Annotated in this window: 19 protein-coding genes; 5 read left to right on the top strand and 14 right to left on the bottom strand. The window is 68.3% G+C overall.

Annotation, left to right across the window (positions count from 1 at the left end; all coding sequences use genetic code 11):
- Positions 1 to 83: 83 nt before the first annotated feature.
- Positions 84 to 1,859, top strand: coding sequence for an ABC transporter transmembrane domain-containing protein (locus tag EV283_RS08825; protein WP_130324502.1), 1,776 nt, complete (start codon positions 84 to 86; stop codon positions 1,857 to 1,859).
- On the opposite strand, the gene EV283_RS08820 is transcribed toward EV283_RS08825, so the two are convergent.
- On the bottom strand, positions 1,843 to 2,178 hold the full coding sequence (locus EV283_RS08820; RefSeq protein WP_130324500.1) for a TfoX/Sxy family protein: 336 nt from the start codon (positions 2,176 to 2,178) through the stop codon (positions 1,843 to 1,845). The genes EV283_RS08825 and EV283_RS08820 overlap by 17 nt on opposite strands.
- Before the next feature lie 100 nt (positions 2,179 to 2,278).
- Here EV283_RS08820 and EV283_RS08815 point away from each other — a divergent pair, with 100 nt between their 5' ends.
- Complete coding sequence (locus tag EV283_RS08815) at positions 2,279 to 3,436, top strand: saccharopine dehydrogenase NADP-binding domain-containing protein (RefSeq protein WP_130324498.1); 1,158 nt, start codon at positions 2,279 to 2,281, stop codon at positions 3,434 to 3,436.
- A gap of 112 nt (positions 3,437 to 3,548) precedes the next feature.
- On the opposite strand, the gene EV283_RS08810 is transcribed toward EV283_RS08815, so the two are convergent.
- Both EV283_RS08810 and EV283_RS08805 read right to left on the bottom strand, forming a co-directional pair.
- Positions 3,549 to 3,845 (bottom strand): hypothetical protein, encoded by a 297-nt coding sequence (locus EV283_RS08810; RefSeq protein ID WP_130324496.1) that lies wholly within the window; start codon positions 3,843 to 3,845, stop codon positions 3,549 to 3,551.
- A gap of 51 nt (positions 3,846 to 3,896) precedes the next feature.
- Positions 3,897 to 6,209 carry an RNB domain-containing ribonuclease gene (locus tag EV283_RS08805; RefSeq protein ID WP_130324494.1) on the bottom strand — a complete coding sequence of 771 codons (2,313 nt, stop codon included), beginning with the start codon at positions 6,207 to 6,209 and terminating at the stop codon, positions 3,897 to 3,899.
- 53 nt (positions 6,210 to 6,262) lie between these two features.
- On the opposite strand from EV283_RS08805, the gene glpD reads away from it, so the two are divergent.
- Together glpD and EV283_RS08795 are read left to right on the top strand one after the other, a co-directional pair.
- Positions 6,263 to 7,738 (top strand): glycerol-3-phosphate dehydrogenase, encoded by a 1,476-nt coding sequence (gene glpD / locus EV283_RS08800; protein ID WP_130324492.1) that lies wholly within the window; start codon positions 6,263 to 6,265, stop codon positions 7,736 to 7,738.
- 65 nt (positions 7,739 to 7,803) lie between these two features.
- On the top strand, positions 7,804 to 8,073 hold the full coding sequence (locus tag EV283_RS08795; RefSeq protein ID WP_056417565.1) for a hypothetical protein: 270 nt from the start codon (positions 7,804 to 7,806) through the stop codon (positions 8,071 to 8,073).
- 465 nt (positions 8,074 to 8,538) lie between these two features.
- On the opposite strand, the gene EV283_RS08790 is transcribed toward EV283_RS08795, so the two are convergent.
- The 4 genes from EV283_RS08790 to EV283_RS08775 form a co-directional block, all read right to left on the bottom strand.
- A complete protein-coding gene (locus tag EV283_RS08790; protein ID WP_130324490.1) occupies positions 8,539 to 9,258 on the bottom strand; it encodes an SPOR domain-containing protein in 720 nt (239 codons plus the stop codon).
- Entirely contained in the window at positions 9,258 to 10,982 is a 1,725-nt protein-coding gene (argS, locus tag EV283_RS08785; RefSeq protein ID WP_130324488.1) for an arginine--tRNA ligase, read from the bottom strand. The genes EV283_RS08790 and argS overlap by 1 nt, the downstream gene beginning before the upstream one ends.
- Before the next feature lie 85 nt (positions 10,983 to 11,067).
- Entirely contained in the window at positions 11,068 to 12,222 is a 1,155-nt protein-coding gene (locus tag EV283_RS08780; RefSeq protein ID WP_130324486.1) for a DUF1501 domain-containing protein, read from the bottom strand.
- Between the two features lie 2 nt (positions 12,223 to 12,224).
- A complete protein-coding gene (locus EV283_RS08775; protein WP_130324484.1) occupies positions 12,225 to 13,694 on the bottom strand; it encodes a DUF1800 domain-containing protein in 1,470 nt (489 codons plus the stop codon).
- Between the two features lie 217 nt (positions 13,695 to 13,911).
- Between EV283_RS08775 and EV283_RS08770 the strand changes: the two genes are divergently transcribed.
- Positions 13,912 to 14,205 (top strand): hypothetical protein, encoded by a 294-nt coding sequence (locus EV283_RS08770; protein ID WP_130324482.1) that lies wholly within the window; start codon positions 13,912 to 13,914, stop codon positions 14,203 to 14,205.
- Between the two features lie 251 nt (positions 14,206 to 14,456).
- Here EV283_RS08770 and EV283_RS08765 read toward each other — a convergent pair whose 3' ends face one another.
- From EV283_RS08765 to murB, 7 genes are all read right to left on the bottom strand, one after another.
- On the bottom strand, positions 14,457 to 15,641 hold the full coding sequence (locus tag EV283_RS08765) for a deoxyguanosinetriphosphate triphosphohydrolase (RefSeq protein WP_130324480.1): 1,185 nt from the start codon (positions 15,639 to 15,641) through the stop codon (positions 14,457 to 14,459).
- Positions 15,638 to 17,851, bottom strand: a complete 2,214-nt coding sequence (locus EV283_RS08760) for a tetratricopeptide repeat protein (protein WP_130324478.1) — start codon at positions 17,849 to 17,851, stop codon at positions 15,638 to 15,640. The genes EV283_RS08765 and EV283_RS08760 overlap by 4 nt, the downstream gene beginning before the upstream one ends.
- Positions 17,852 to 18,132: 281 nt before the next feature.
- Complete coding sequence (ftsZ, locus tag EV283_RS08755) at positions 18,133 to 19,707, bottom strand: cell division protein FtsZ (RefSeq protein ID WP_130324476.1); 1,575 nt, start codon at positions 19,705 to 19,707, stop codon at positions 18,133 to 18,135.
- Positions 19,708 to 19,820: 113 nt separating this feature from the next.
- Entirely contained in the window at positions 19,821 to 21,083 is a 1,263-nt protein-coding gene (ftsA, locus tag EV283_RS08750) for a cell division protein FtsA (RefSeq protein WP_055880042.1), read from the bottom strand.
- 1 nt (position 21,084) lies between these two features.
- A complete protein-coding gene (locus EV283_RS08745) occupies positions 21,085 to 22,047 on the bottom strand; it encodes a cell division protein FtsQ/DivIB (RefSeq protein ID WP_130324474.1) in 963 nt (320 codons plus the stop codon).
- A complete protein-coding gene (locus tag EV283_RS08740) occupies positions 22,044 to 22,997 on the bottom strand; it encodes a D-alanine--D-alanine ligase (protein ID WP_130324472.1) in 954 nt (317 codons plus the stop codon). The genes EV283_RS08745 and EV283_RS08740 overlap by 4 nt, the downstream gene beginning before the upstream one ends.
- On the bottom strand, positions 22,994 to 23,956 hold the full coding sequence (murB, locus tag EV283_RS08735; RefSeq protein WP_242615881.1) for a UDP-N-acetylmuramate dehydrogenase: 963 nt from the start codon (positions 23,954 to 23,956) through the stop codon (positions 22,994 to 22,996). Before murB ends, EV283_RS08740 begins: the two co-directional genes overlap by 4 nt.
- Positions 23,957 to 24,023 lie beyond the last annotated feature (67 nt).

Here is a 24,023-nt window from a genome sequence, read left to right as displayed (position 1 = left end):
GCGTAAGGCCGGCCTGTCTCCACGGCCACCGCGCACGGCGGTTGTCGTTGAGCGCCACCCCCACGGCTGCTAGGCGGTGCCGCATGGCCAAGCCGAACCCCGAAGAGAAGACGTCCCGCCGGATCGGCGATCTCGCGATGGTGTGGCGTCATGCCGCCAACTATCCGCGCCAGATCGCGTTTGCCGGCCTCGCGCTGATGACCACGTCGGCGGCGACTATCGGCATCCCTTACGGTTTCAAGCGTGTGATCGATCGCGGCTTCGGCCCCGGCGCCAGCGGATCGGTCGGCACCTCGTTCCACTATCTGCTGATGATCGTCGTTGTGCTCGCGCTGGCGACCGCGGTGCGCTTCTATTACGTCTCATGGCTGGGCGAGCGCGTCGTCGCGGATATCCGCACCAATGTGCAGCGCCACCTGCTCCGCCTGACGCCGCGCTTCTTCGAGGAGAACCGCCCGTCGGAAATCGCCTCGCGACTGACCTCGGATACCGCGCTGATCGAACAGGTCGTCGGCAGCACCGTGTCGATCGCGCTGCGCAACACCTTCACCGGGATCGGCGGGCTGATCTATCTGTTCGCAATCTCGCCGAAGCTCGCGGGCATGCTGATGATCGGCATCCCGCTGATCATCCTGCCGATCGCACTGCTCGGCAAACGCGTCCGCAATTACTCGCGCACTTCCCAGGACCGGGTCGCCGATGTCGGCTCGATCGCGACCGAGACGCTCGGCGCGATGAAGGTCGTGCAGGCGTTCGGGCAGGAAGACCGCGAGGCGATCCGCTTTGCCGATGCGGTTGGCGCAACCTTCGCCGCGGCGCGCGCGCGCATCCTGCTGCGCGCGGTGATGACCGCGATCGTCATCGGGCTGGTCTTCGGCTCGATCACGCTCGTCCTGTGGGAGGGCGCGATCGACGTCGCTGCCGGGCGGATCAGCGGGGGCGCGATCGCCGCGTTCGTTCTTACCGGCGGCATCGTCGCGGGCGCATTCGGCGCGCTGACCGAAGTCTATGGCGACCTGTTGCGCGGTGCCGGCGCCGCCGGGCGGCTGTCCGAGCTGCTGCGCGAGACGCCCGAGATCGCCGCCCCCGCCAATCCGGTCGCACTCCCGCAGCCGCCGCGCGGCGCGCTCGCGTTCGAAAACGTCCAGTTCCATTACCCGACCCGCCGCGACGTCGCCGCGCTCAACGGCTTCTCGCTCGACATCAAGCCGGGCGAGACGGTCGCGGTCGTCGGTCCCTCGGGCGCGGGCAAGACGACGTTGTTCCAGCTCGTCCAGCGCTTCTACGATCCCGATGCGGGCCGCGTGACGCTCGACGGCGTCGACCTGCGCGACGCCGATCCCGCTGCGGTGCGCGCGCGGATCGCGATGGTCCCGCAGGAGACGATCATCTTCGGCGCGTCCGCGCGCGACAATCTGCGCTATGGCGACTGGACCGCGACCGACGACCAGCTCTGGGCCGCCGCCGAGGCCGCCAACGCGGCCGAATTCCTGCGCAAGCTGCCCGAGGGGCTCGACACCTTCCTCGGCGAGGGCGGCGCGCGGCTGTCGGGCGGCCAGCGTCAGCGCGTGACGATCGCGCGCGCGCTGCTCCGCGATGCGCCGATCCTGCTGCTCGACGAGGCGACCAGCGCGCTCGACGCCGAAAGCGAGCGGCTGGTGCAGGAGGCACTCGAGCGGCTGATGGCGAACCGCACCACGCTCGTCATCGCGCACCGCCTCGCCACCGTGCGCGCGGCCGAGCGGATCATCGTGATGAGCGACGGGCAGATCGTCGAGGAGGGCTCGCACGGCTCGCTGATGACGAACAGCGGGCTCTACGCGCGGCTCGCCAGCCTCCAGTTCAACGAGGCGGCTTAGCCTTTTTGGGTTTCGGCAGCGGCAGTTCCGCCGCCGAGATCCGGACGAGTTCGGCAAGCCAGTCCGCATCGTCCCAGCGGTCGGCGTCTACCAGCAGGCAGGGCTTCGCGCCGGGATAAGGCGGCGCCTCGTCGATCGTGCCCGCGAACGCGCGGCCACCGGGGGTCGGCTTGACGAACAGCTGGTCGTCGCAGACCATCGCCACCATCCTACCGTCGCAATAGACGCCATATTCGCCGAACATCGGCTTTGCGGAGACGTTGCCCGCCGCGGCGAGCTGCTCGACGATGAACGCGACGGTTTTGCGATCGGAGGCCATAGCGCGATGCTCGCAGATCGAAGCAGCCATGGCGAGTCACTGCGTTTCGCTTGCGATGCCATCAGCGGAAGCGCAAACCGGGGGCAAACAGGAGGCGGATATGCGCGACTTCGACATCTTCATCTATGGCGCGACGGGCTTCACCGGTCGGCTGGTCGCCGAATATCTGACGCAGACCTATCCGAGCGGCGTTCGCTGGGCGATGGCGGGTCGGTCGCTGGCGAAGCTGCAGGAGGTGCGCGACCTGATCGGTGCGCCCGCCGACACGCCGCTCGTCACCGCCGACTCGGACGATCCCGCCAGCCTCCGCGCGATGGCCGAACGCGCCACCGTCGTCATCTCGACCGTCGGCCCCTACCAGCTCTACGGCAGCGCACTTGTCGCCGCGTGCGCCGCGACCGGCACCGGGTATGTCGACCTGTGCGGCGAGCCCGCCTGGATGCGCCACATGATCGACGCGCATGAGGGCGAGGCGACGCGTACGGGTGCGCGCATCGTCTTCTCGTGCGGGTTCGACAGCATCCCCTTCGATCTCGGCGTGCTGACGCTGCAGGATGCCGCGAAAGCCAAATACGGCATGCCAGCGCCCCGCGTGAAAGGTCGCGTACGGAAGATGCAGGGGACGTTCTCGGGCGGCACCGCGGCCAGCCTGAAGGCGACGCTCGCCGCCGCCGCGCGCGACCCCGGCATCGTCAAGCTGCTGACCAGCCCGTTCGCGCTCACCCCGGGCTTCCAGGGCCCGCACCAGCCGACCGGGCTGCTCCCCGAATATGACACGACGCTCTCGGCCTGGGTCGCGCCGTTCGTGATGGCGCCGATCAACACCAAGAACGTCCACCGCACCAACTTCCTGCTCGGCGAGGCCTATGGCGCGGACTTCGTCTATGACGAGATGATGGTCGCGGGGCTCGGCGATCTCGGCAAGGTGGCGGCCGAAGCGATCGCCAAGTTCAATCCCTTCTCGGGCGACAAGGGCCCCAAACCCGGCGAAGGCCCGTCCAAGGAAGAGCGCGACGCCGGTCATTACGACCTGTTGTTCGTCGGCATCATGCCCGATGGCGCGCGGATCGACTCGGTCGTCACCGGCGACCGCGATCCGGGCTATGGCTCGACCAGCAAGATGATCGCGGAGGCGGCCTTGTGCCTCGTTCAGGACGTGGCTGGCGATGGCGGCATCTGGACGCCGGGCGCGCTGATGGGCACGAAGCTGCGCGATCGCCTCGTGGCGAAGGCAGGGCTCACCTTCACGGTCGGCTGATCACAGTCAGGACCTCAACCCCGCACCCTGCTGTTCTCCCGCGAAGGCGGGAGCCCAGTCTGTTTCCCCGCCTTCGCGGGGAAACACGCTGCGATCTCGGCGGCGCGCCCGGTTACTCCGCCAGCGCGAACACCGTCGCTGCCGCCGCAGCACTCGCCACCACGCCCGATGCCGCCGCGATCGCCGCCGCCCGCCGGCGCACAGCCCCGCGAAACGCCCCGAGCTTTCGCGCATCGAGGTGATAGCGCCCCGCCCCGTCGTCGACGATCGCACCGAACGCGCACAGCCGTCGAAACGTCCGCAGGTCCTGCGCGTCATAGGCGATCGCACGATCCGCCGCCGTCGCCTTCGCCGCGACGAAATCGCTGACGATCCGCCGCCGCGACCGGCCTAGAATATATCCCCGCATGCCAGTCTCCCCTGCGCCACGCTCGCATAGCGCGGGGAGCTTGTCCAAATCCTAACGGCGCTTGCCCTTGTGACGGATGTTCATCGGCCGCCCGCGATGCTTGATCTCGCGTACCGGCTTGCGCCCGCCGCGCATCGGAGGAGCAGCCCCCTTCCCCTCGGGCATCTCGAACCGCAGCGCCCCCGATACCGGGTTCGCCTCCGCCAGCCGCAGCTCCAGCGTCTGGCCTTGCGCGAAGACGTCGCCGCTATGCTCGCCGGTCAGCGTGCGCGCGCCCTCGTCGAAGCGGAAATACTCGCCGCCCAGATCGCGTACCGGCATCAGCCCGTCGCCGCCGATCCCCTCGACCGTCGCGAAGAAGCCGAAATTGGTGACGTCGGTGATCCTGACGTCCATCACCTGCCCGACTCGCTCCGACAGGAACGCCGCGACATAGCGATCGGTGGTATCGCGCTCGGCCTCCATCGCGCGGCGCTCGAGCCGGCTGATGATCTCGCCGACCGACTCCATGTTGGCCGCGTCGTCCGCGGGCAACCCGCCCTCGCCCAGCCCGTAAGCGGACACCAGCGAGCGATGCACGAGCAGATCCGCATAACGCCGGATCGGCGAGGTGAAGTGCGCGTAGCTGCCGAGACTCAGCCCGAAATGCCCATGGTTGCCCGGCGCATAATAGGCCTGGGTCTGCGTGCGGAGGATCTGCTCCATCACCTGCGGGCGGAAGTCGGCATCGCCGATCCGCTCGATGATGTGGTTGAACGTCGCCGGACGGACGACCTGCCCCAGCGCGAACGGCACGTCGAACGTCTCGAGATACTCCTTCAGCGCCATCAGCTTCTCGCGGCTGGGCGGCTCGTGGATGCGATACATCACCGGCGCCTTCTTCGCCTCGAGCGCCTTGGCGGCGGCGACGTTGGCGGCGATCATGTAATCCTCGATCAGCCGGTGCGCATCGAGCCGTTCGCGCGGCGACACCGACATGATCCGCCCTTGCTCGTCGAGCACCACGCGCCGTTCGGGCAGGTCGAGATCGAGCGGCGCCCGCGCGTCGCGCGCCTTCGCCAGTGACTGCCAGCACGCCCAGAGGGGACGCAGCACTGCCAGCATATCTCGCCTCCCGTCTACGGGAGGGGTCTGGGGAGGGGCTTCCTGACTCTCGACTGCATCAAGTGGGGCACCGCCCTCCCCCGCCCCCTCCCGCAAGGCGGGAGGGGAGGACGCATCGATGATCGCCTGCGCCTCTTCATAGGCAAGGTTCGCCGCGATCCGCACTACCGCGCGCGTGAAGCGCCACGACTTGAGCGATCCATCCTTGCCGATCCGCAAATGGCAGGCCAGCGCCGCGCGATCCGCGCCTTCCTTCAGCGAACACACCTCCGCCGACAGGATTTCGAGCAGCATCGGCACGACCCGGTCGGGGAAATACACCGAGTTCCCGCGCCGCCGCGCCTCGCGATCGACCTCCGATTTCGGCCGGACGTAGAAGCTGACATCGGCGATCGCGACGATCGCTTTCCAGCCGCCCGCATTGGCGGGATCGTCATCCGCCTCCGCCCACACCGCATCGTCGTGATCGCGCGCATCCTCGGGATCGATCGCAACGATCGGCACGTCGCGCAAATCCTCGCGCCCCTCCCCCAGCGGCAGCTTGGACACCCGCTCCGCCTCGGCGAGCGCCTCCTGCGAGAACACGTCGGGAATGCCCAGCTTGTGGATTGCGATCAGCGAGAAGCTGCGCGCCGCAAACGGATCGCCCAGTTTCGAGACGACGCGCGCGGCGATCTTGGGCGGCTTGCCCGCGAGTTCGGCCAGCACCAAGTCACCCGGCGCCGCACCGCCCGCATCGGCCACCGCAAACTCGCGCCGCTCGCGCTTGTCGACGCCGGTCAGCCACAGCCGCCCACCGTCCTCGCGCAGCACGCCCAGCACCTGCTCTGAGGCCGGCGCGAGCACCTTCATCGGATGCGCGATCCAGCCATTCCCGGCCTCCTCGGTGCGCGCAAGGATCCGCTCGCCGACGCCCAACGCGCCGCGCTTGCGTTCGCGCACACGCAGCCGCGGCGGTGGCACACCCTCCGCCTCCCAGCGCTCGGGGACCGCCCACACATTGCCGCCATCGTCGACATCGGCGATCCGCAGCACGGTGACCTTGGGCACGCCGCCCATCTTGTGGAACGCGCGGCCGGGGGCGCTGTCGATCAGCCCCTCGTCGGCCATGTCCTTGAGCAAGGCCTTGAGCCCGATCTTGTCCTGCGCGCTGAGCCCGAAGCCCTTGGCGATCTCGCGTTTGCCCGCGGGCACGTCGGAGGTGGCGATGAAGTCGAGGATCTGCTCGCGCGTCGGAAGACCGGCTTTTGGTTTGTACATGGACAAGAGATAGTCGGTAGGCTCGGCTTTACCAAACGGCTAAGTAGCGGGACATGACGCAAAGTTATGACATTCTCATCGTCGGCGGCGGCATCAACGGCGCAGCGATTGCCCGCGAAGCCACGCTGAACGGCCTCTCCGTCCTGCTCGTCGAAAAGGGTGACCTTGCCGGCGCGACCTCGTCCGCCTCGACCAAGCTGATCCACGGGGGCTTGCGCTACCTCGAATATTACGACTTCAAGCTGGTCGCCGAGGCGCTGCGTGAGCGCGAACGCCTGGTAAAGGCCGCGCCGCACATCATCCGGCCGATGCGCTTCGTGCTGCCGCAGGAAAATGCGGTGCGCCCCTGGTGGATGGTCCGGCTCGGGCTGTACCTCTACGACTTTCTCGGCGGTCGCATGACGCTCAAGCGCTCGCGCGGCCTCCGCAAGGCCGACACCGCCTATACCGCGCCGCTCAAGAACGGCGCGCGCGGCTTCGTCTATTCCGACGCATTCGTCGACGATTCCCGGCTTACCGTGCTCAACGCCATGGACGCACAGGACTCGGGCGCGGAGATCGCCGTCCGCACTGAGCTCGTCACCGCACGCCGCGATGGCACGGTGTGGCGCGCGACGCTGTCCGACGGACGCGACATCACCGCGCGGGCGCTGGTCAACGCGGCGGGCCCCTGGGTCGCGGAACTGCTCGGCCGCCTCGGGATCAACGCCAGCGCCGGGGTCCGGCTGGTCAAGGGCAGCCACATCGTCGTGCCCAAGCTGTACGAGGGCGATCACGCGTATATTCTCCAGCTCGCCGACCGCCGCATCGTCTTCGCGATCCCCTATCAGGGCCAGACCGAGATCGGCACGACCGATGTCCCGGTCGATCGTCCCGAGGATGCGGTGATCGACGACGGCGAGATCGCGTATCTCTGCGACGCCGCGAACCAGCATTTCACCCGCCAGATCACCCCCGCCGACGTCACCTCGACCTGGTCCGGCGTCCGCCCGCTCTATGATGACGGTGCCAGCGAAGCCAAGGCGGTCACGCGCGACTATGTCCTCGAGCTCGACACGCTTGGCGACACGGGCGCCGCGCCCCTGCTCTCGGTGTTCGGCGGCAAGATTACCACCGCGCGCCACCTCGCCGAGGAAGTCCTGGAAAAGATCGCCCCTACCCTCGGCATCACCGCGCGCCAGACAACACGCGACCGCGCCTTTCCGGGGGGCAGCATCCCGCCGTTCGCAACCTATCTGGCACAGGTCCGCAAGCGGTGGCCGTTCCTCGGCGATGCGCGCAGCGAGCGCATGGCGCATGCCTACGGGGCGCTGCTCGACGAGATGCTCGCGGGCGTCACCGACGAAGCGGGCCTCGGCGCCGATCTCGGTGCCGGGCTGACCGAGATCGAGGCACGCTGGATGCACGATCGCGAATGGGCGAGGATACCCGAAGATGCATTGCTGCGCCGCAGCAAGATCGGGCTTGCACTCAGCCGGGAGCAGCGGGACTCGTTCGAGGCGTGGTGGCAGCGCAGTTTCGCTAGGTAATTCTTACAGCTTGCTTGTTCGCGCATTCGGCATATCCTCTGCATATTGGTGAGAGGAAACCTCAGATGGCTACATACCCGGACCTCCAAGCCGATCCCGAGGACAAGAACCTCGTGATCCTGCAGAGCCTGATATGCCTGTTGCGCGAGAAGAACGTCCTGACGCGCGCCGATATCGAAGAGCTGTGCGAAACCGTGAAGCGCCGTGCGAACAACCACGACAGCGATCCACTGCCCTGCCAGGTTACCGGCGCGCGCGCTGCTGCGACCGAAGTGGCGCAGATCGGCGATTACATCGGCCGCAAATACGGCGGAAAGCATCGCCGCTCGATCTGAAGCCGAACCAGGGCACAGACCCGACCCGGTTGGTCACAAGGACAGGATGCGCTGCGGTGTTATCCTGAAAGGTGCCCTCACCTGCGCGACGGAGTCGCGCAGACTGTTGCAATCCGCGAGTTGGGGTCGAACCTAACGCGGCTCGGATGCGGCTCGTTGTAGAGCGAGGCGCAGTGCCCGAGCGACGTGCCCCGGCTAAGCCCTGCGGCGGCTCAGTTCGCTATCTTATCAAGGTCAACGCTCATTGAGCGGACCGATCCGGTACACTTGCACGCCAGAGTCGCTGACTGCCTCGTAGGCCTGTTCGCAGCGCTATCGACCGACACGGGGACAGCCGACCGGGCGTTCACCGCTCGAACCTCACACCATCATCAAACGATCGATTTGCACCCGCCAAAGGCGGCGCCGACGAACGAGCGTCGGCGCCCTAACCCAAAACTCCGATCCCCCGACGATACCGTCGCGTCAGCTCGCGACGAAGCAGGTCTCGCCGGCGACACGCAGACGACCACAGATGTCCGCCGCCTGGTTCGCGCTGCCCGCATTGACGCGCAGGCGATACAGCGTGCGACCACCCGTCGCGACCGGCTGGACCGACTTGCCGAGCGCACCGACGTAAGCGAACCGCTTCGAGAAGTTCGTCCACGCCGCATTGGCGACCGCCTCGCTCGGATACGCGCCCAGCTGGACCAGCGATCCACCCGTCCCGGCACCCGCGCCGTTCGCCTTCGCCGCGGTCATCGGCGCGGCGGCGACCAGTCGCCCGCCCGACGCCGGCACCTGCGCGACCGCGTTGCGACCCGCTGCGTCTTCGGCCTTAGGCGCAACCGCGCGCTTGCCCGCAACCGGTGCTTCCGGCACGCCGCGCAGGTCGATCGCGCCGTTGCCTGACTTGCCCGCGCTCGTCGCGATCGCCGACTCGCCTTCGCCCTTGACCTTCATGCCACCGGCATCGTCGGGCTTGACCTTATAGTCGCCCTCCTGCGCCGCGATCAGCTGGCCGTCGCCCGTGGGCGCGCGCTGCTGCAGCTTGTAGATGCCGAAGATGATCGCCGCGAGCACCGCGAGGCCGAGCACGACGAGCGCGATCACGCGGCCGATGCCAACCGTGTCCTGATCGTCGGGCTCGACGGTTTCGAGCCAGGGGAGCCGGTCTTCCTCGCGCAGATCCATGTCTTCGGCCATCACTTCATCTCCGAAACCGCTTCGACACCCATGATGGCGAGGCCGTTATGAATAATCTGCCCTATAGCGGACGCCAAGAAAAGCCGTGCCGCGGTCGCCTGCGGATCCTCGATCACGAGGAAACGGCGATCGGGACGGTCGTTGCCGACATTCCAAAGCGCATGAAACGCGGCAGCCAAGTCATAGAGATAGAACGCAATTCTATGTGGCTCGCGCGCCGTCGAGGCAATCTCGACGAGCCGCGGGAACTGTGCCGCGAGCTGCACGAGCGCCAGTTCGTCCGTATCAAGCCGGGACAAATCGGCCGAAATCGGCGTAATTCCCGCCTCTTCGGCGCGCCGATGGAGCGATGCGATCCGTGCATGCGCGTACTGGACGTAGAAAACCGGGTTGTCCTTCGACGCCTCGACCACCTTGGCGAAGTCGAAATCCATCTGCGCATCCGACCGCCGCGTGAGCATCGTGAAGCGCACGACGTCCTTGCCGACTTCGCGCACGACATCGGCGAGCGTGACGAAATTGCCCGAGCGCTTCGACATCTTCACCGGCTCGCCGTTACGCAGCAGCCGGACCATCTGGACAAGCTTCACGTCGAACCGAGTCTTGCCGCCGGTCAGCGCCGCGACCGCCGCGACGATCCGCTTGACCGTGCCGCCATGATCCGCGCCCCAGATGTCAATCAGCTGATCGGCGCTCTGGCTCTTCTGGAAATGATAAGCGAGATCGGCGCCGAAATAGGTCCACGACCCGTTCGACTTCTTGATCGGGCGATCCTGGTCGTCGCCGAACTGCGTCGAGCGGAACAGCGGAAGCTCGACCGGCTCCCAGTCGTCGGGCGTCTCGCCCTTGGGCGCCTCGAGCACCCCGTCATACACCAGGTCGCGCGACCGCAGCTCCGCCTCGGCCGCCTCGGGCTTCTTCGCCGCCTGCAGCTCGGCCTCGGACGAGAACACCTCATGCTCGATCCCGAGCAGTGCGAGATCGGCGCGGATCATCACCATCATCGCGGCGACCGCCTGCGTGCGGAAGATCGCGAGCCATTCGCTCTCGGGCGCGCCGACATAGCGATCGCCATATTCGGTGGCGAGCGACTGGCCGACGGGGACGAGATAGTCGCCGGGGTAGAGGCCCTCGGGGATCTCGACGGTCTCGCCCAGCGCTTCGCGGTAGCGCAGGTGGACCGAGCGCGCGAGCACATCGACCTGGCCGCCCGCGTCGTTGACATAATATTCGCGGATCACGCGGTGCCCGGCGAATTCGAGCAGGCTGGCCAGCGCATCGCCGACCACCGCGCCGCGGCAATGCCCCATGTGCATCGGCCCCGTCGGGTTGGCCGAGACATATTCGATATTGACCGTGATCCCCGCGCCCTGCGTCGACCGACCATAATCCGCCCCCGCCGCCGGGATCGCCGCCAACTCGGCGCGCCACGCGTCGTCGGTCAGCTTCATATTGATGAAGCCCGGCCCTGCGACGCTCGCCGAGGCGACGTCCTCGAGCTTCGACAGCTCGGCGACCAGCGCATCCGCCAGCACGCGCGGATTGGTCTTGGCGGGCTTGGCGAGCACCATCGCGGCGTTGGTCGCGAGATCGCCATGGCTCGTGTCGCGCGGCGGCTCGACCGTCACGTTCTTGCGATCAAGCCCTTCCGGCAGCGTTCCGGCCGCGGTCAGCGTGTCGAGCGCCGCATCGATATGCGCGGCGAAACGGGTATAGAGCGTCATGGCAGTCCCGGTACGTCAAGGAAACGCGCGCTCTAGACCAAAGCCGGGTGCCGCTCAATTTTAATCCCGTCCGCGCGCCCTGCACTCAGACTCGCACCAGCCCCTCGATCGCCGCCGTCCTCGCACTTGCCGGGAACAACGCCGCCATCGCCCGCGCCGGATCGACCCCGAAATGCGCCGACACCGCGCCGCCGATGAACGCATCGAGCTGCATCGTCGGCTTCAAGTCGCGCGCCTCGTACAGCGCGGCGGGCGCGAGCCCCGGCCAGTCGGACACGACTCGCCCGCCCTTCACGCCGCCGCCGAACAGCATCGCCGCGGTACCCGTGCCGTGATCCGTACCGCCCGTGCCGTTCACCGCGACGGTCCGCCCGAACTCGGTCGCGACCAGCACCATCGTGTCCGCCCATAACGGCCCCAGCCCAGCCCGCAGCGCTGCGATCATCGCATCGAGCCCCTTCAACTGCGCGGTCAACCGCCCGCGCTGGCTGGTATGCGTATCCCATCCGCCCGTCTCGATCATCGCGATCCGCGCGCCCGTATCGGGCTTCAGCAACCGCGCGGCGAGTGCGCCCGTGGCAGCGGCGTTGCGCCCGCCGTCCTGCGCGAGATCGCTGGTGAGCTGCCGCGTCGCCATCGCCTCGCTCCACAGGCCGTGGAGTTGCTGGTCGCCCTCGTACAGCATCGTCACGCGTTGCAGCAGGTCGTCGGACGCATCGGGCAGGTTCGACGGCGCATAGGACGCCACCTCGCGCCGGCCGCGCAGCGCCATCGGCACGGTCGCCGCCACCGCGATCGCGCGCGCCTGATCCGCGGGCAGCACACCGAGCAGCCGGTTCAGCCACCCGTCGCGCACCTGATATGCGCTCGCGCCACCCGTCTCGAGCACGTTCTGCCCATCGAAATGCGACCGATCGCGATAGGGCGAGGCGATCGCGTGCGCGAACAGCGCCTGACCCTGCGTGTACAGCCCCGCGCTCGCCACCATCGCCGGGTGCAGCGCGAACATGCCGTCGAGCTTGGTGCCCGCGGCCAGGTCCGCGGCAAGATCGCCGCGCACGCCGGCGAACGCAGGATCGCCGACCGCACCGATCATGCCCAGCCCGTCGGCCGCGCCGCGCTGGATGACGAACACGAACCGCTTGTTGGTCGCGGCGCGCGCAAACGCGATGCGCGGTGCGAAGGCGGACCCCAGCACGCCGAGCGTACCGGTCGAGAGAAAGGAACGACGGTCGAGCATGATCATCTCCGCAACGATTCGGGGGCTACCAGCAGCAGGGCGAGCGCCTGCGCCGGGCTTTCCGCGCGCGCGAGCCCTTGCGCGGTGGCGGCACTCAGCGCGCCCGGGTACAGCGTCGGCGCGAGCGCGCGCGCATCGACCGGCCCCGCGCGCGCCGCGAACCGTTCCGCCGCCTCGACCCGGCGCAGGATCGCATCGGGCCCCGCCCAGGCGGCGGCGATATCGTCATAGCCGACCGGCTGCCCCGGCTTCCAGATCGGCTGGCCAAGCTGGTTCATCATCCCCACCGTCACGCCCGGCTGGACCGTCGTCGTCCCCAGCGCACGCTGCGTCGAGACATACCATTCCCACGGCGACTTGAACTTTACCGGCGGCGTCACCCACGCTTCGGGCGATGCCACCAGCGCGCGATAGACGCTGGGGAGGTCGCCCCCCGATGTCCGGAACGCCGCCGCGATCCGCGCCACCATCGCCGGCGGCGGCGTATCGCCCGCAAAATGCCGCGCGAGCTTGGTCGCGATATGCGTCGCGGTCGCGGGATGGACCGCGAGATCGGCGAGCACCGCCTGCGCCTGCGCCTCGCCGCCCGCGGGATAGCGTTTGCCCATGACGATCCGGTCGCCCGGCTGGTGCACGTCGGCGAGGAACACGAACGCGCCGGCCCGCGAATCGTCCTGCACGCGCGCACCCGGCCCACGGCCGATCCCCGCCACCGTCCAGCCCGTCATCGCCCGCGCGATTTCGGTGACATCGGCCTGCGTATAGCCGCTGCGGACGCCGAGCGTGTGCAGCTCCATGATCTCGCGCGCGAGATTCTCGTTCAGGCCCGACCGGCGCTTCGCCCGGCGCGCGGCGAACGCGCTGTCGGGGCCGACCGACACCGCCTGGTCGAGATAGAGCAGCATCGCCGGATGCCGCTCGACCGCGTTCAGCATGTCGGCGAATGTGCCAAGCACATGCGGGCGGATCGCCTCGAACTCCAGCGGCCCGGCGAGCCCGGTGACTTCGAGCTTCTCGGTCGAGACCGCGAAATGGTTCGCCCAAAAATGCACCAGCCGCTCGACGAACGGTGCGTCACCCGTCAGCGCGGCGATCGTCCGCGCAGCGACCGCGGCCCCATAATCGTCGCGGCTGACTTTGCCCGCCCGTTGTCGCGCCGCCTGCCGCGCGGCCTCGCCCGGATCCGCAGCGGCCATGGCGGGCACCGGCGCGGCCATCGGATCGGGAGCCGGTCCGGCCGCAGGTTTCGGCGCACGCGGACCGAACTGCGTCCGGATCGCCTTCTGCTCCGCGAAATATGCGACAAGCCCCGCCGACACGCTCGCGGTCGAGGGCGCACCCGCAATCGCGGCAGGCCGCGCATCGAACCGGTCGCACTGCGCGAGCACCCACCGCGCGGGATCGCCCGAGACCACGTCCCCGGGCCTCGCCCCGAAACCGAATCGATTGAGCGCAATACTGGAAGCGGCCACGAACCCTCTCCTTCCCCGCCGATCTGCGCCCAATGTGTCGCGCAACTATGTCGGGCCAGCGGTTCACCGCAACGGCCGGCCGGCCCATCGTTGCACCGCACGCAACCGCAATCGAGGGCTTTGCAATTGCGACTCATGCTGCAGTGCAATATTTCCCTGGCTCGAGAGTTGGGAGAAGACCTGATCCGGCTCGACGCACAATGCGGGAGACACGATCATGCGCAATACCTTCAAGATTATCGCCGCCGCCGCCGCCGCACTCACTTCGACGATCGGCATGGCCGCCGCCGACAAGCAGAGCTTCGTCCACGAGGGCAGCACCTATGTCTACACGACGACGCAGGACGGCGGCCGCCAGGTCATCGACGGCCGCAGCTATCCGTCGGGCCAGAAGTTCCACCTGATCGTCCGCGGCGATCGCGTCTCGGGCGTGTCGGGCGGTGTTCCGGTCGCGTTCAAGACCGCCGAAGCCACCGGCGCTGCGGGCGGCATCGCGTCGGTCACGCGCTGACCTGACGCTGTCGCACTGACGGCCAAGACGGCGGTCGGACCTCGGTCCGGCCGCCGTCTTGCGTTACCGGCCGCCCCTTGCCCCGTTACACGCGATCATCCACCATATCCGCCTCCGTCATCCTGACGAAAGTCAGGATCCAGAGTACCAAACGTTGCGCCCGATGACCCTGGATCCTGACTTTCGTCAGGATGACGGAAAGGGCGAAGCTGAAAGCGTGCGGTAAAGCCGTGGATCACACCACGCCCCCCTCAAAACCCCTCGGGCAGATCGATCGGCCCGACCAGCTCCCGATACCGCGACACCGCATACCGGTCGGTCATCCCCGCGATGAAGTCCGCGATATGCCGGCTCCGGTCGGGCTCCGCCTCGGGCAACCGCTCGCGCCACTCTTCGGGAATCGTCCCCGGATCATCGCGATAGACCGCGAACAGCCCAGACACGATCCCGTGCGCCGCATCCGCCGCCGCCAGCTGTCGCGGATGATGATAGAGGTTGGCGTACATGAACCGCTTCAGGTCGCGCTCCGCATCCCTCATCTCGGGCGAGAACCCGACCAGGCATTGCCCCGCCGCGCGCACGTCATCGACAGTCGTCACGCCGCTCGCCGCGATCCGCCGGCGGGTCTCGGCTATCAGGTCGTTCACCATCGTCCCGATCTGCGTGCGGACGAGCTCGCCCACCAGCCGCTTCGGCGCGACATCGGGAAACCGCCGCCGCACATCGTCCCAGCCGCGCGCGACCAACGGCACCGCCAGCATCTGGTCGAGCGTCAGCAACCCCGCGCGCAGGCCATCGTCGATATCGTGATTGTCATAGGCGATATCGTCGGCGATCGCCGCGACTTGCGCCTCCAGCGACGAGAAACTGGTCAGCGCCAGCGGAAATTCCGCATCCGCCGCCGCCAGCGCCCAGCCCGGATTCCGGACCGGGCCATTATGCTTGGCCAGCCCCTCGAGCGTTTCCCAGGTCAGGTTCAGCCCGTTCCACAGCGGATAGGGCCGCTCGATCGTCATCAACGTGCGCAGCGTATGCCCGTTATGATCGAAGCCGCCCTGCCCGCCGTCCTCGACCGACGGCATCAGCGCCGCCTTCAGCGCATCCTCGCCCGCATGGCCGAACGGCGGATGGCCGATATCGTGCGCCAGGCACAGCGCCTCGGTCAGATCCTCGTTCAGCGCCAGCGTCCGCGCGATCGTCCGGCCGATCTGCGCCACCTCCAGGCTGTGCGTCAGGCGCACGCGGAAATGATCGCCATCGGGCGCCATGAAGACCTGCGTCTTGTGGCGCAGCCGACGGAAGCTGATCGAGTGGATGATCCGGTCGCGGTCGCGCTGGAACGCATCGCGCGGCCCCCGGACGGACCCGTTCTGTTCTTCCTGAAGCCGTCCTTTGCTGCGCGCCGGGTCCGATGCCCAGGGCGCGCGGTAGCTCACTTCGCCGGCAACTTCGTGATGATCTCGCCCGGATCGCTGGTGAAGGTGAACGTCGAGACGCCTTCCTTGGCGAGCTGGTTGACGAAGGTGCGCGCCTCCGCATCGGTCTTGAACGGCCCGGCGAGCACGCGGTTGGTCGCCTTCCACGGCGCAGTCCAGCCGCCGCGGCTGCCGAACACGGTCGGCGCCTTGGCCTTGGCCTTCTTCCACGCCTTGGGCAGGTCGCCCTCGGTCGCGCCGGTCGACACCTGCACCCAGACGCGCTCCGGATTGGCGCGCGCGATGCGCTTTTCCTCGGCCGCAGCCTTGTCCGCCGCGAGTTTCTCGGCAGCCGCCGCCTTTTTCTCGGCGAGCGCCTTCTTGTCGGCGATGGCCTTGCGTGCGGCGACTTTCTTGTCCGCGGCCGCCTTCTTGTCGGCCGCCAGCTTGTCCGCCGCCAGCGTCTTTGCCGCGATCGCCTTGGCCGCGGCATCGCGCTCGGCCTTGGCGTTCGCCTCGGCCACCACGCGCCCGGCCTCCTCCGACATCGGCGAGGCGGCCGGCAGGACGCCAGGCGTCACCGCAGGCGCAGGACGCATCGGCGCGACGTCGAGCTCGGACGCCGGGATCGACAGCCCCGCGACGATCCGCGCAAGGATCGAATCCTCGCTAGCCGCCACGGCATGGGGCCGAGGCGTCGCGACCGCAGCTACGGTCGTCGGGGCAACAGGCGAAACCATAGGCGAACTGGAGAAGCCCGGCGTCGGCGTACCGGTGCTCGCAGTCTGAACCGGCGCGAATTGCTGGCCCAAACCCTGCTGAACAGGTGCCTGCTGAGCAGGTGTCGGCTGGATCGCAACCGATGGCGACGCCGACGCCGACGCCGCAAGCGCATTGGCCGAGCGCGTCGGATCGGTCCGCCCCTGTCCAACCGGGATGGCCGCCATCTGCGAGGCAACGCTTGGCGGCAGCGTCCCCACCATCGCCGGTGCCGGCACGACACGCGCCGTCGTGGTCACCGGAACCGATGCAGCGGGCACGCCCGGCTGCACGGTAGCGGCAACCACCGAATTCGCCTCGGCGGCCGGGTTGGTGCGGACACCCTGAACCGGACTGTTCGCCACATAGTTCGGCTGCGGCGTCGGCACCGTCCGCGGCGGCAGCGTCTGCACCATCTGCATCGGCGCCGCCGCAAGCTGGACCGGCGCAGCATCTATAGTCGTCAGAACCGTCGGGGCGGCACGCGCGGCGTTGGGCGCAACCGTCGCAGTCGTAGGTACCGGTGTCGCTGCCGATCGCGTTACCGCCGCCATCTCGACCCGATCGGGCTTGCCGCGCCGATCGCGCTTGCCCTTCTTGCCCGAGGTCGCCGCGACCACCGGCTGCGGCGTCACCGCGGCCATCATCACCGGCGCGGTCGGATCTGCCGTGAGCATTCCCATCGGCGGTGCCATCCGCGCATCCGCGAGCCGCGCGGGCGTCGCATGGACCTCGCCGAAATGCACCGCGAACGCCCGGTCGCTCGCCGGCAGAGTCGGCAGCCGCTGGAAAAAGGGTTGCAGCCCTTGCGCGGTCCCGGCGGGCATCATCGTCGTCGCGATCTTCTCCGCGCCCGCGACGTCGCCGTTCATCGCCATGATGAACGCGCGCGACCGCCACGCACCCCGATCGCTCTTCAGCAACAAGGGCGCAAGCTGCTGCAACGCAAGCTCCTGCTTGCCCGAAATCCCGAGTGACAAGGCGTAGCGCCGCGTCGTCTCGTCATCGGGGGCATCGCGCAGTGCAACGCGGTAGTCGCGCTGCGCCCGGTCCTGCTGCCCGATCAGATCATAGGCCAGCCCGCGATCCGCCGCGAACGTGCGCGGATCGAGCCCGAAGCCCTCGGCCTGCGCATAATAGCGCAACGCCTCACCCGGCCGCTCGGACCGCACCAGGATCGACGCCATTCCCGCCTTTGCGCGACCATCGCGCGGGTTCACCTTCTCGGCGCGCGCGAACAGTGCGGCCGCACCACTCAGATCGCCCAGCCCCATCGACAGGTCACCCGCCCGGATCAACGCGTCGATGTTGCGCGGGTTGCTGGCCAGCTTGCGCATCTCGTCGCCGAGCCGGTCCGCATCGGTCGTCCCCGGGATCGCCTGGATCATCGCCTGCCCGGACGCCGCGCACGGCACCGCCGCCAGCACGAGCGCCAGCGCAGCAGTCAGGAGATGATGGGACGAGCGGGTCATGAGGATCATCTGTCTAGACGCCAGCCCGACGGAACCGGCAATGTCCGCGACGCAGGGGCGCGGCGAACCGGGCTGGTGCGGCGACGAGTGAAGTGCCGAGGAGCAAGCAACGGGCGAGGGTTACAATTTGCGAATTCGACATATGAGATCTTGGAGAAGCGTTCACGCTGAAACACCGCCTCTCCCGCCTTCGCCCGGGAGGTGATGTTGGAGAACGAGACCGCCACCAATCCATCTGGCCCCGCCGTTCTCCCGTCAGACCGGGAGAACGGCGCCCAGACTTACTGGTTATTCTGCCGATGCAGGAAGCGCGGGATGTCGAGCGGGTCCTGCGGAGCCGCATCGCCCTCTTCCTTCGCTGCGCCCCGCGCCGCATTCGACATACGCTCGAACAGCGTACCGCCGAGCTTGACGCGCGGTGCAGCCGGAACCGCCTCGGGCGCAGCCTCGGCACCCGGCGCGAGCCAGCGGCGACGCGCGCCACCCTCGTCCGCGGCCGGGGTCGGCACGGGGATCGCGGGGGCGATCGGGGCGCGCGCCGGCGGCATCGTCGAGGCCGAAGCCGGACGCGCGATCGGGCCGCGACCATAGGCTTCGTCCGCATAGGTGCGCGGCGCAGGCGCCGGCTGCGGCGCGGGGGCGACCGGCGCTGGCGCCGGAGCAGCCTGCGGCACCATCGTCTCGGCACCAAGCACAAGCTCGTCATCCGACGTCGACGCGGTCTCGACTTCCGACGACGCGGTCAGGTCGAGCGGCTCTTCGCCCGCCTGGCCAGCGGCAGCAGCCGGTGCGGACGGCTCGCTCGGACGGAACGAGGTATTCTCGTCGGTCTTGCGCGATCCGAAGCTGAACGAGCGGGTCGGCTCGGGCGCAGCTTCGGGCGGACGCGCATCCGCGTCGATCCCGGTCGCGACGACCGAGACGCGGATCTTGCCTTCAAGCTCCTGGTTGAAGGCCGAGCCCCAGATGATGTTGGCGTCGGGATCGACCAGGTCGCGGATGTGGTTCGCGGCCTCGTCGACTTCGAGCAGGCGCATGTCGTCGCCGCCGGTGATCGAGATGATGACGCCCTTCGCGCCGCGCATGCTGACGCCTTCGAGCAGCGGGTTCGAGATCGCCTTCTGCGCGGCCTCGAGCGCGCGGTTGTCGCCGCTCGCCTCGCCGGTGCCCATCATCGCCTTGCCCATCTCCTGCATCACCGAGCGGACGTCGGCGAAATCGAGGTTGATGAGGCCCGGCATCACCATGAGGTCGGTGATGCTGCGGACGCCCTGCTGGAGGACCTCGTCCGCCATCGTGAACGCCTCCTTGAAGGTCGTGTTCGCGTTGGCGATGAGAAACAGGTTCTGGTTCGGGATGACGATCAGCGTGTCGACATACTTCTGCAGCTCGTCGATGCCGCCCTCGGCCGACTTGGCGCGACGGTTGCCCTCGAACGCGAACGGCTTGGTCACGACGCCGACGGTCAGGATGCCCATGTCGCGCGCCGCCTTGGCGATGACCGGTGCCGCGCCCGTGCCCGTGCCGCCGCCCATGCCGGCGGTGATGAAGCACATGTGCGCGCCTTCGAGCATCTTGGCGAGCTGGTCGATCGTCTCCTCGGCGGCCGCGCGGCCGATCTCGGGACGCGAGCCGGCGCCGAGCCCTTGCGTGATCTTGGTGCCCAGCTGGATCCGCTGCGGTGCGGTCGACTGCTTCAACGCCTGCGCGTCGGTGTTCGCCACGAGGAAGTCGACGCCCTGGACGTCGGCCCGCATCATGTTGGCGATGGCGTTGCCGCCTGCGCCGCCGACGCCGATCACCGCGATGCGGGGGGCCAGATCGTCCACTTCGGGACTAAGGAATTCGATGCTCATCGCCGTTCTCCGCACAACCCGGTAGATACGCTACGGCCGGGCCCCTGATTAATCTGTGTGCACCAACGTTACGGCCTGTTCCAGCCGAAATAACGCCAGCACCCTCGAAACTCTTAATAATTCGCGCGTGCCGCCTGAATCAACTTGCGGACCATGCCCATGCCCTTTGGTCGGTGCACCGTCGTCCGCTGCGGCGCGAGCCCGCGAAGGTCGATCGGGTTGGTCGCCGCATAGAAGGCCAACCCCGCTAGCGTCGCAAACGCCGGTCCGCCATGCGCTTCCGGCAGCGCGGTCAACCCGCGCGGTCGACCGATCCGGACCGAGCGTCCGAGCGCCTGCTGCGCATAATCGGCGACCCCCTTCAGCTCGGCGCCGCCACCCGTCAGCACGACCTGCCGCCCGACCGGCCCCTCGAACTTCAGCTTGGTGAGTGCATTGCGCACCTCCCCCATCTGATGCTCGAGCCGCTGGCGGATCACGCCGATCAGCTGCGCCTTGGTGATCTGCGCCCCCTCGCCCGCGCCGTCCTCGGCCGAGATCGGCATGACCGGGATCATGTCGTGATTGTCGCGCGGCGACGCATTGGCCGATCCGTGGAAGCACTTCATCCGCTCGGCATTCTGCCGCCGCGTCCCGAACGCGCTGGCGATGTCATCCGTAATGTCCTGCGCACCGATCGGGATCGAGGTCAGCCCGACCAGCATCCCCCCCGCGAACAGCGACACGTTGGTGATCCCCGCGCCCATCTCAACCAGCGCGACGCCCAGCTCGCGCTCCTCATCGCTCAGGCACGCCAGCCCCGTCGCGACCGGTGAGGCGATGATCGACTTCACCTCCAGATGCGCCGAGCGCACGCACAGGTCGAGGTTGCGCACCGGCGATCCGTCCGCCGCCACCACATGGATATGCACGCCAAGCCGATCGGCATGCAGCCCGAGCGGCGTCTTCACGCCCGTCAGCCCGTCGAGCGTGTAGAGCGCGGGCTGCGCATGCAGCACCATCCGCCCCTGCGGATCGATCGAATTGCGCCCTGCTGCCAGCAACGCATCGATATCCTGCTGCTCGACCCGGTGGCCGCCCAGTTCGAACTCGACCTCGGCGACGTCGGACACGAGCCCGCCGGCCGAGAAGCCGACCCAGACATTCTCGATGTTGATCCCCGCGATCCGCTCAGCCTGCTCGACCGCCTCGCGCACCGCCGCCTCGGTCGTCGCCATGTCGGCGATATAGCCGCGCTTGACGCCGCGGCTCTCGCGCTGGCCGGTACCGAGCACGATCAACTCGCCCCCGTCCCCTTTCTGCGCAATCATCGCCGAAACCTTCGACGACCCGATATCGAGCGCCGTGATCAGCCCTTCCGGTGCCACCTTCGCCATGTCATCCCTCCCCGCCCGTTACGTTCGCGCCCGCCGTTTGCGACGGAATAGTCGTATTCTCGCCCGTTTCCGGCGCGCTAGCTGGCGCCGGCACGTCGACGCTGTGCGCCAGGCTCGCGCCAGGCTTGCGCGCGACCAGCTTGGTCGGATCGCGCATGTCGAACCGGATCCAGCCGCGCCCCAGCAACGGCCGCGCGCCATCCAGCTCGGCGAACTTCACCAGCGCCCGCGGCGCGCCATCTTCGGGCAGCGCCAACGTCTCGCCGCTCTCGAACGTCAGGTCCCAGCGCCGATTGCCGACCCAGGTCGCGGCCTTCACGCGCGGCTTCAGCGCAGGGGCGGCTGCGAGGAGCGTCTGGTACGACGCCTCCTGCCGATCCGCACCCGGCCCGATCACCAGCGGCAGGTTCGGGATCGCCTCGGGCTGGACCGGTTCGAGCAGCACGCCCGACGAATCGATCAGCGTCAGCTGGCCATTATCCTGCCACACCGCGGCCGGCGTCCGCTCGACGATATCGACCAGCATCGTGTTGGGCAGCCGCCGCGAGACATGCGCGTCGGCGATCCAGCCATAGCGCAACAGCTTCTGCCGCACCGCCTCCAGATCGACCGACAGCATCGACGTCTGGTTCTGCTTGTCCTCCAGCGCGACCGCATAGACCGACATCCGGTCCATCCGCTTGAGGCCCGTCACCTCGATCTGCTCGACCTTGAAGCCCGCGCGCCCCGCGCCTTCGGCCACCGCCGCGCCGATCATGCCGGGGATGCCGATCCACGTCGCCGCCGCGATCGCCACCGCACCGCCCGCGCCGAGAATCGACCAGGTCGCGATCTTGCGCAGCGTATCCTCGCTGACCGGGAGCATCCCGACCAGCCGGTCCATCGCCGACACCTTCTTGACCGCGACCTTACGCCGCGGGGCAGGCCGCTTGGGCGGCGGGCCGCGCTTGATCGTCCGGCTCATGGCGCGCCGGCCTGCGCCAGCGGATGATCGGCCAGCGCCTCGTCGACGATCGCCTGCACCAGTTCGGCATAGCTCATGCCGATATGCCGCGCCTGTTCGGGCACGAGGCTGAGCGGAGTCATTCCCGGCTGCGTGTTCACCTCGAGCAGGAACAGCCCGTCGACGCCGCGCTCGTCGTCCCAGCGGAAATCCGACCGCGACGCGCCCTTGCAGCCGAGCAACCGGTGCGCCTCGAGCGCGAGGCTCTTGCAGGCGTCGGCGATCTCGTCGGGGATTTCCGCCGGGCAGACATGCTCGGTCATCCCGTCGGTATATTTCGACTCATAGTCGTACCAACCGGTCTTGGGCTTCAACTCGGTGACGCCGAGCGCCCGGTTGCCGAGCACCGCGGTCGTCAGCTCGCGCCCGCGAATATAGGGCTCGGCGAGCAGCTCCTCGAAATCGATCCACGGCCCGACGCTGTCGCGCGCGATCGGGTTGCCGTAATTGCTGCTATCGGTGACGATCGCGACGCCGACCGACGACCCTTCGTTGACCGGCTTCAGCACATAAGGCCGCGCCATCGGATCGCCCTCGAACAGGTCCGCCGACTTGACGATCCGCCCGCCCGGCATCGGCACACCGGCCGGGACGAGCAGCAGCTTGGTCAGCACCTTGTCGATCGCGATCACCGACGTCGCAAGCCCCGAATGCGTGTAGCGCACGCCCATCAGGTCGAGCAGCCCCTGCACCGAGCCATCCTCGCCGGGCGTCCCGTGCAGCGCGTTGAACACGAGATCGGGCTTGGCGTCAGCCAATTTGGCCGCGACGTCGCGCCCCATGTCGATCCGCGTAACCCGGTGCCCGAGAGACTCCAGCGCATCGGCACAGCCATTACCCGACATCAGCGAAACCTCACGCTCCGCCGACCAGCCGCCCATCAGCACCGCGATGTGAAGAGGCGTACTCACTTCGCCACCCCCTCGTCATCCTGACGAAAGTCAGGATCCAGGGTTACCGAGCGCGCCGCTTTTGGCTCTGGATCCTGACTTTCGTTAGGATGACGGGCGACACCAACCCGCTGGATTTCCCATTCCAACGTCACCCCAGAATGCGCCTTCACCTTGGTCCGTACCTCTTCACCCAGCGCCTCGATCTCCGCGCTCGACGCGGACCCGAGGTTCAGCAGGAAATTGCAATGCTTCTCGCTGACCTGCGCATCGCCGCGCGTCAGCCCACGACACCCGGCCGCGTCGATCAGCGCCCAGGCCTTGTGCCCCTCGGGATTCTTGAAGGTCGATCCGCCGGTGCGCGACCGCAAAGGCTGCGACGCCTCGCGCTCGGCAGCGATCCGGTCCATCTCGGCCCCGATGACCGAAGGCTCGCCCGGCGTGCCCGAGAACACCGCCTCGACCACCACCGCACCCGCGGGCAAATCCGAATGCCGGTACACATAGCCGAACCGCGCCGCCGGCCACGTCTCGACCGCCCCGTCGCGCGTGACGACGGTCGCCTCGATCAGGATATCGCTGACGTCGCGCCCATAGGCCCCCGCGTTCATGCGCACCGCACCGCCCACGGTCCCCGGAATCCCGCGCAGAAACTCGAGCCCCGCGATCCCCGCGTCGCGCGCGGCGCTAGCGACGGTAATTCCCATCGCCCCAGCCCCGGCGCGAACGCGACCGTCCTGCACCGAAACCTTCGCCATCGCCTTGGGGAGGCGTACGACCACGCCCGGCACGCCGCCGTCGCGGACGATCAAGTTTGAGCCGACGCCCACCGGCAGAACCGGCGTCGAAGGATCGAGACCCTTCAACAACCCAGCCAGATCCTCGACATCCGCAGGCCGCACGAGCCACTCGGCCGCCCCGCCGGTGCGAAACCAGATAAAGTCCGCCAGGCTGCCATTCGGAGTCAGAGACCCCCGCAAATCCTCCCCGGCACGGGGAGGGGGACCGCCAAAGGCGGTGGAGGGGGGCCCGCCCGAAACGGCACGC

It is taken from the genome of Sphingomonas sp. BK036 (genome assembly GCF_004216825.1).
Taxonomy (GTDB): domain Bacteria; phylum Pseudomonadota; class Alphaproteobacteria; order Sphingomonadales; family Sphingomonadaceae; genus Sphingomonas.
Note: the sequence above shows the minus strand (reverse complement) of the source record. Positions and strands in the feature narration are given on the sequence as shown.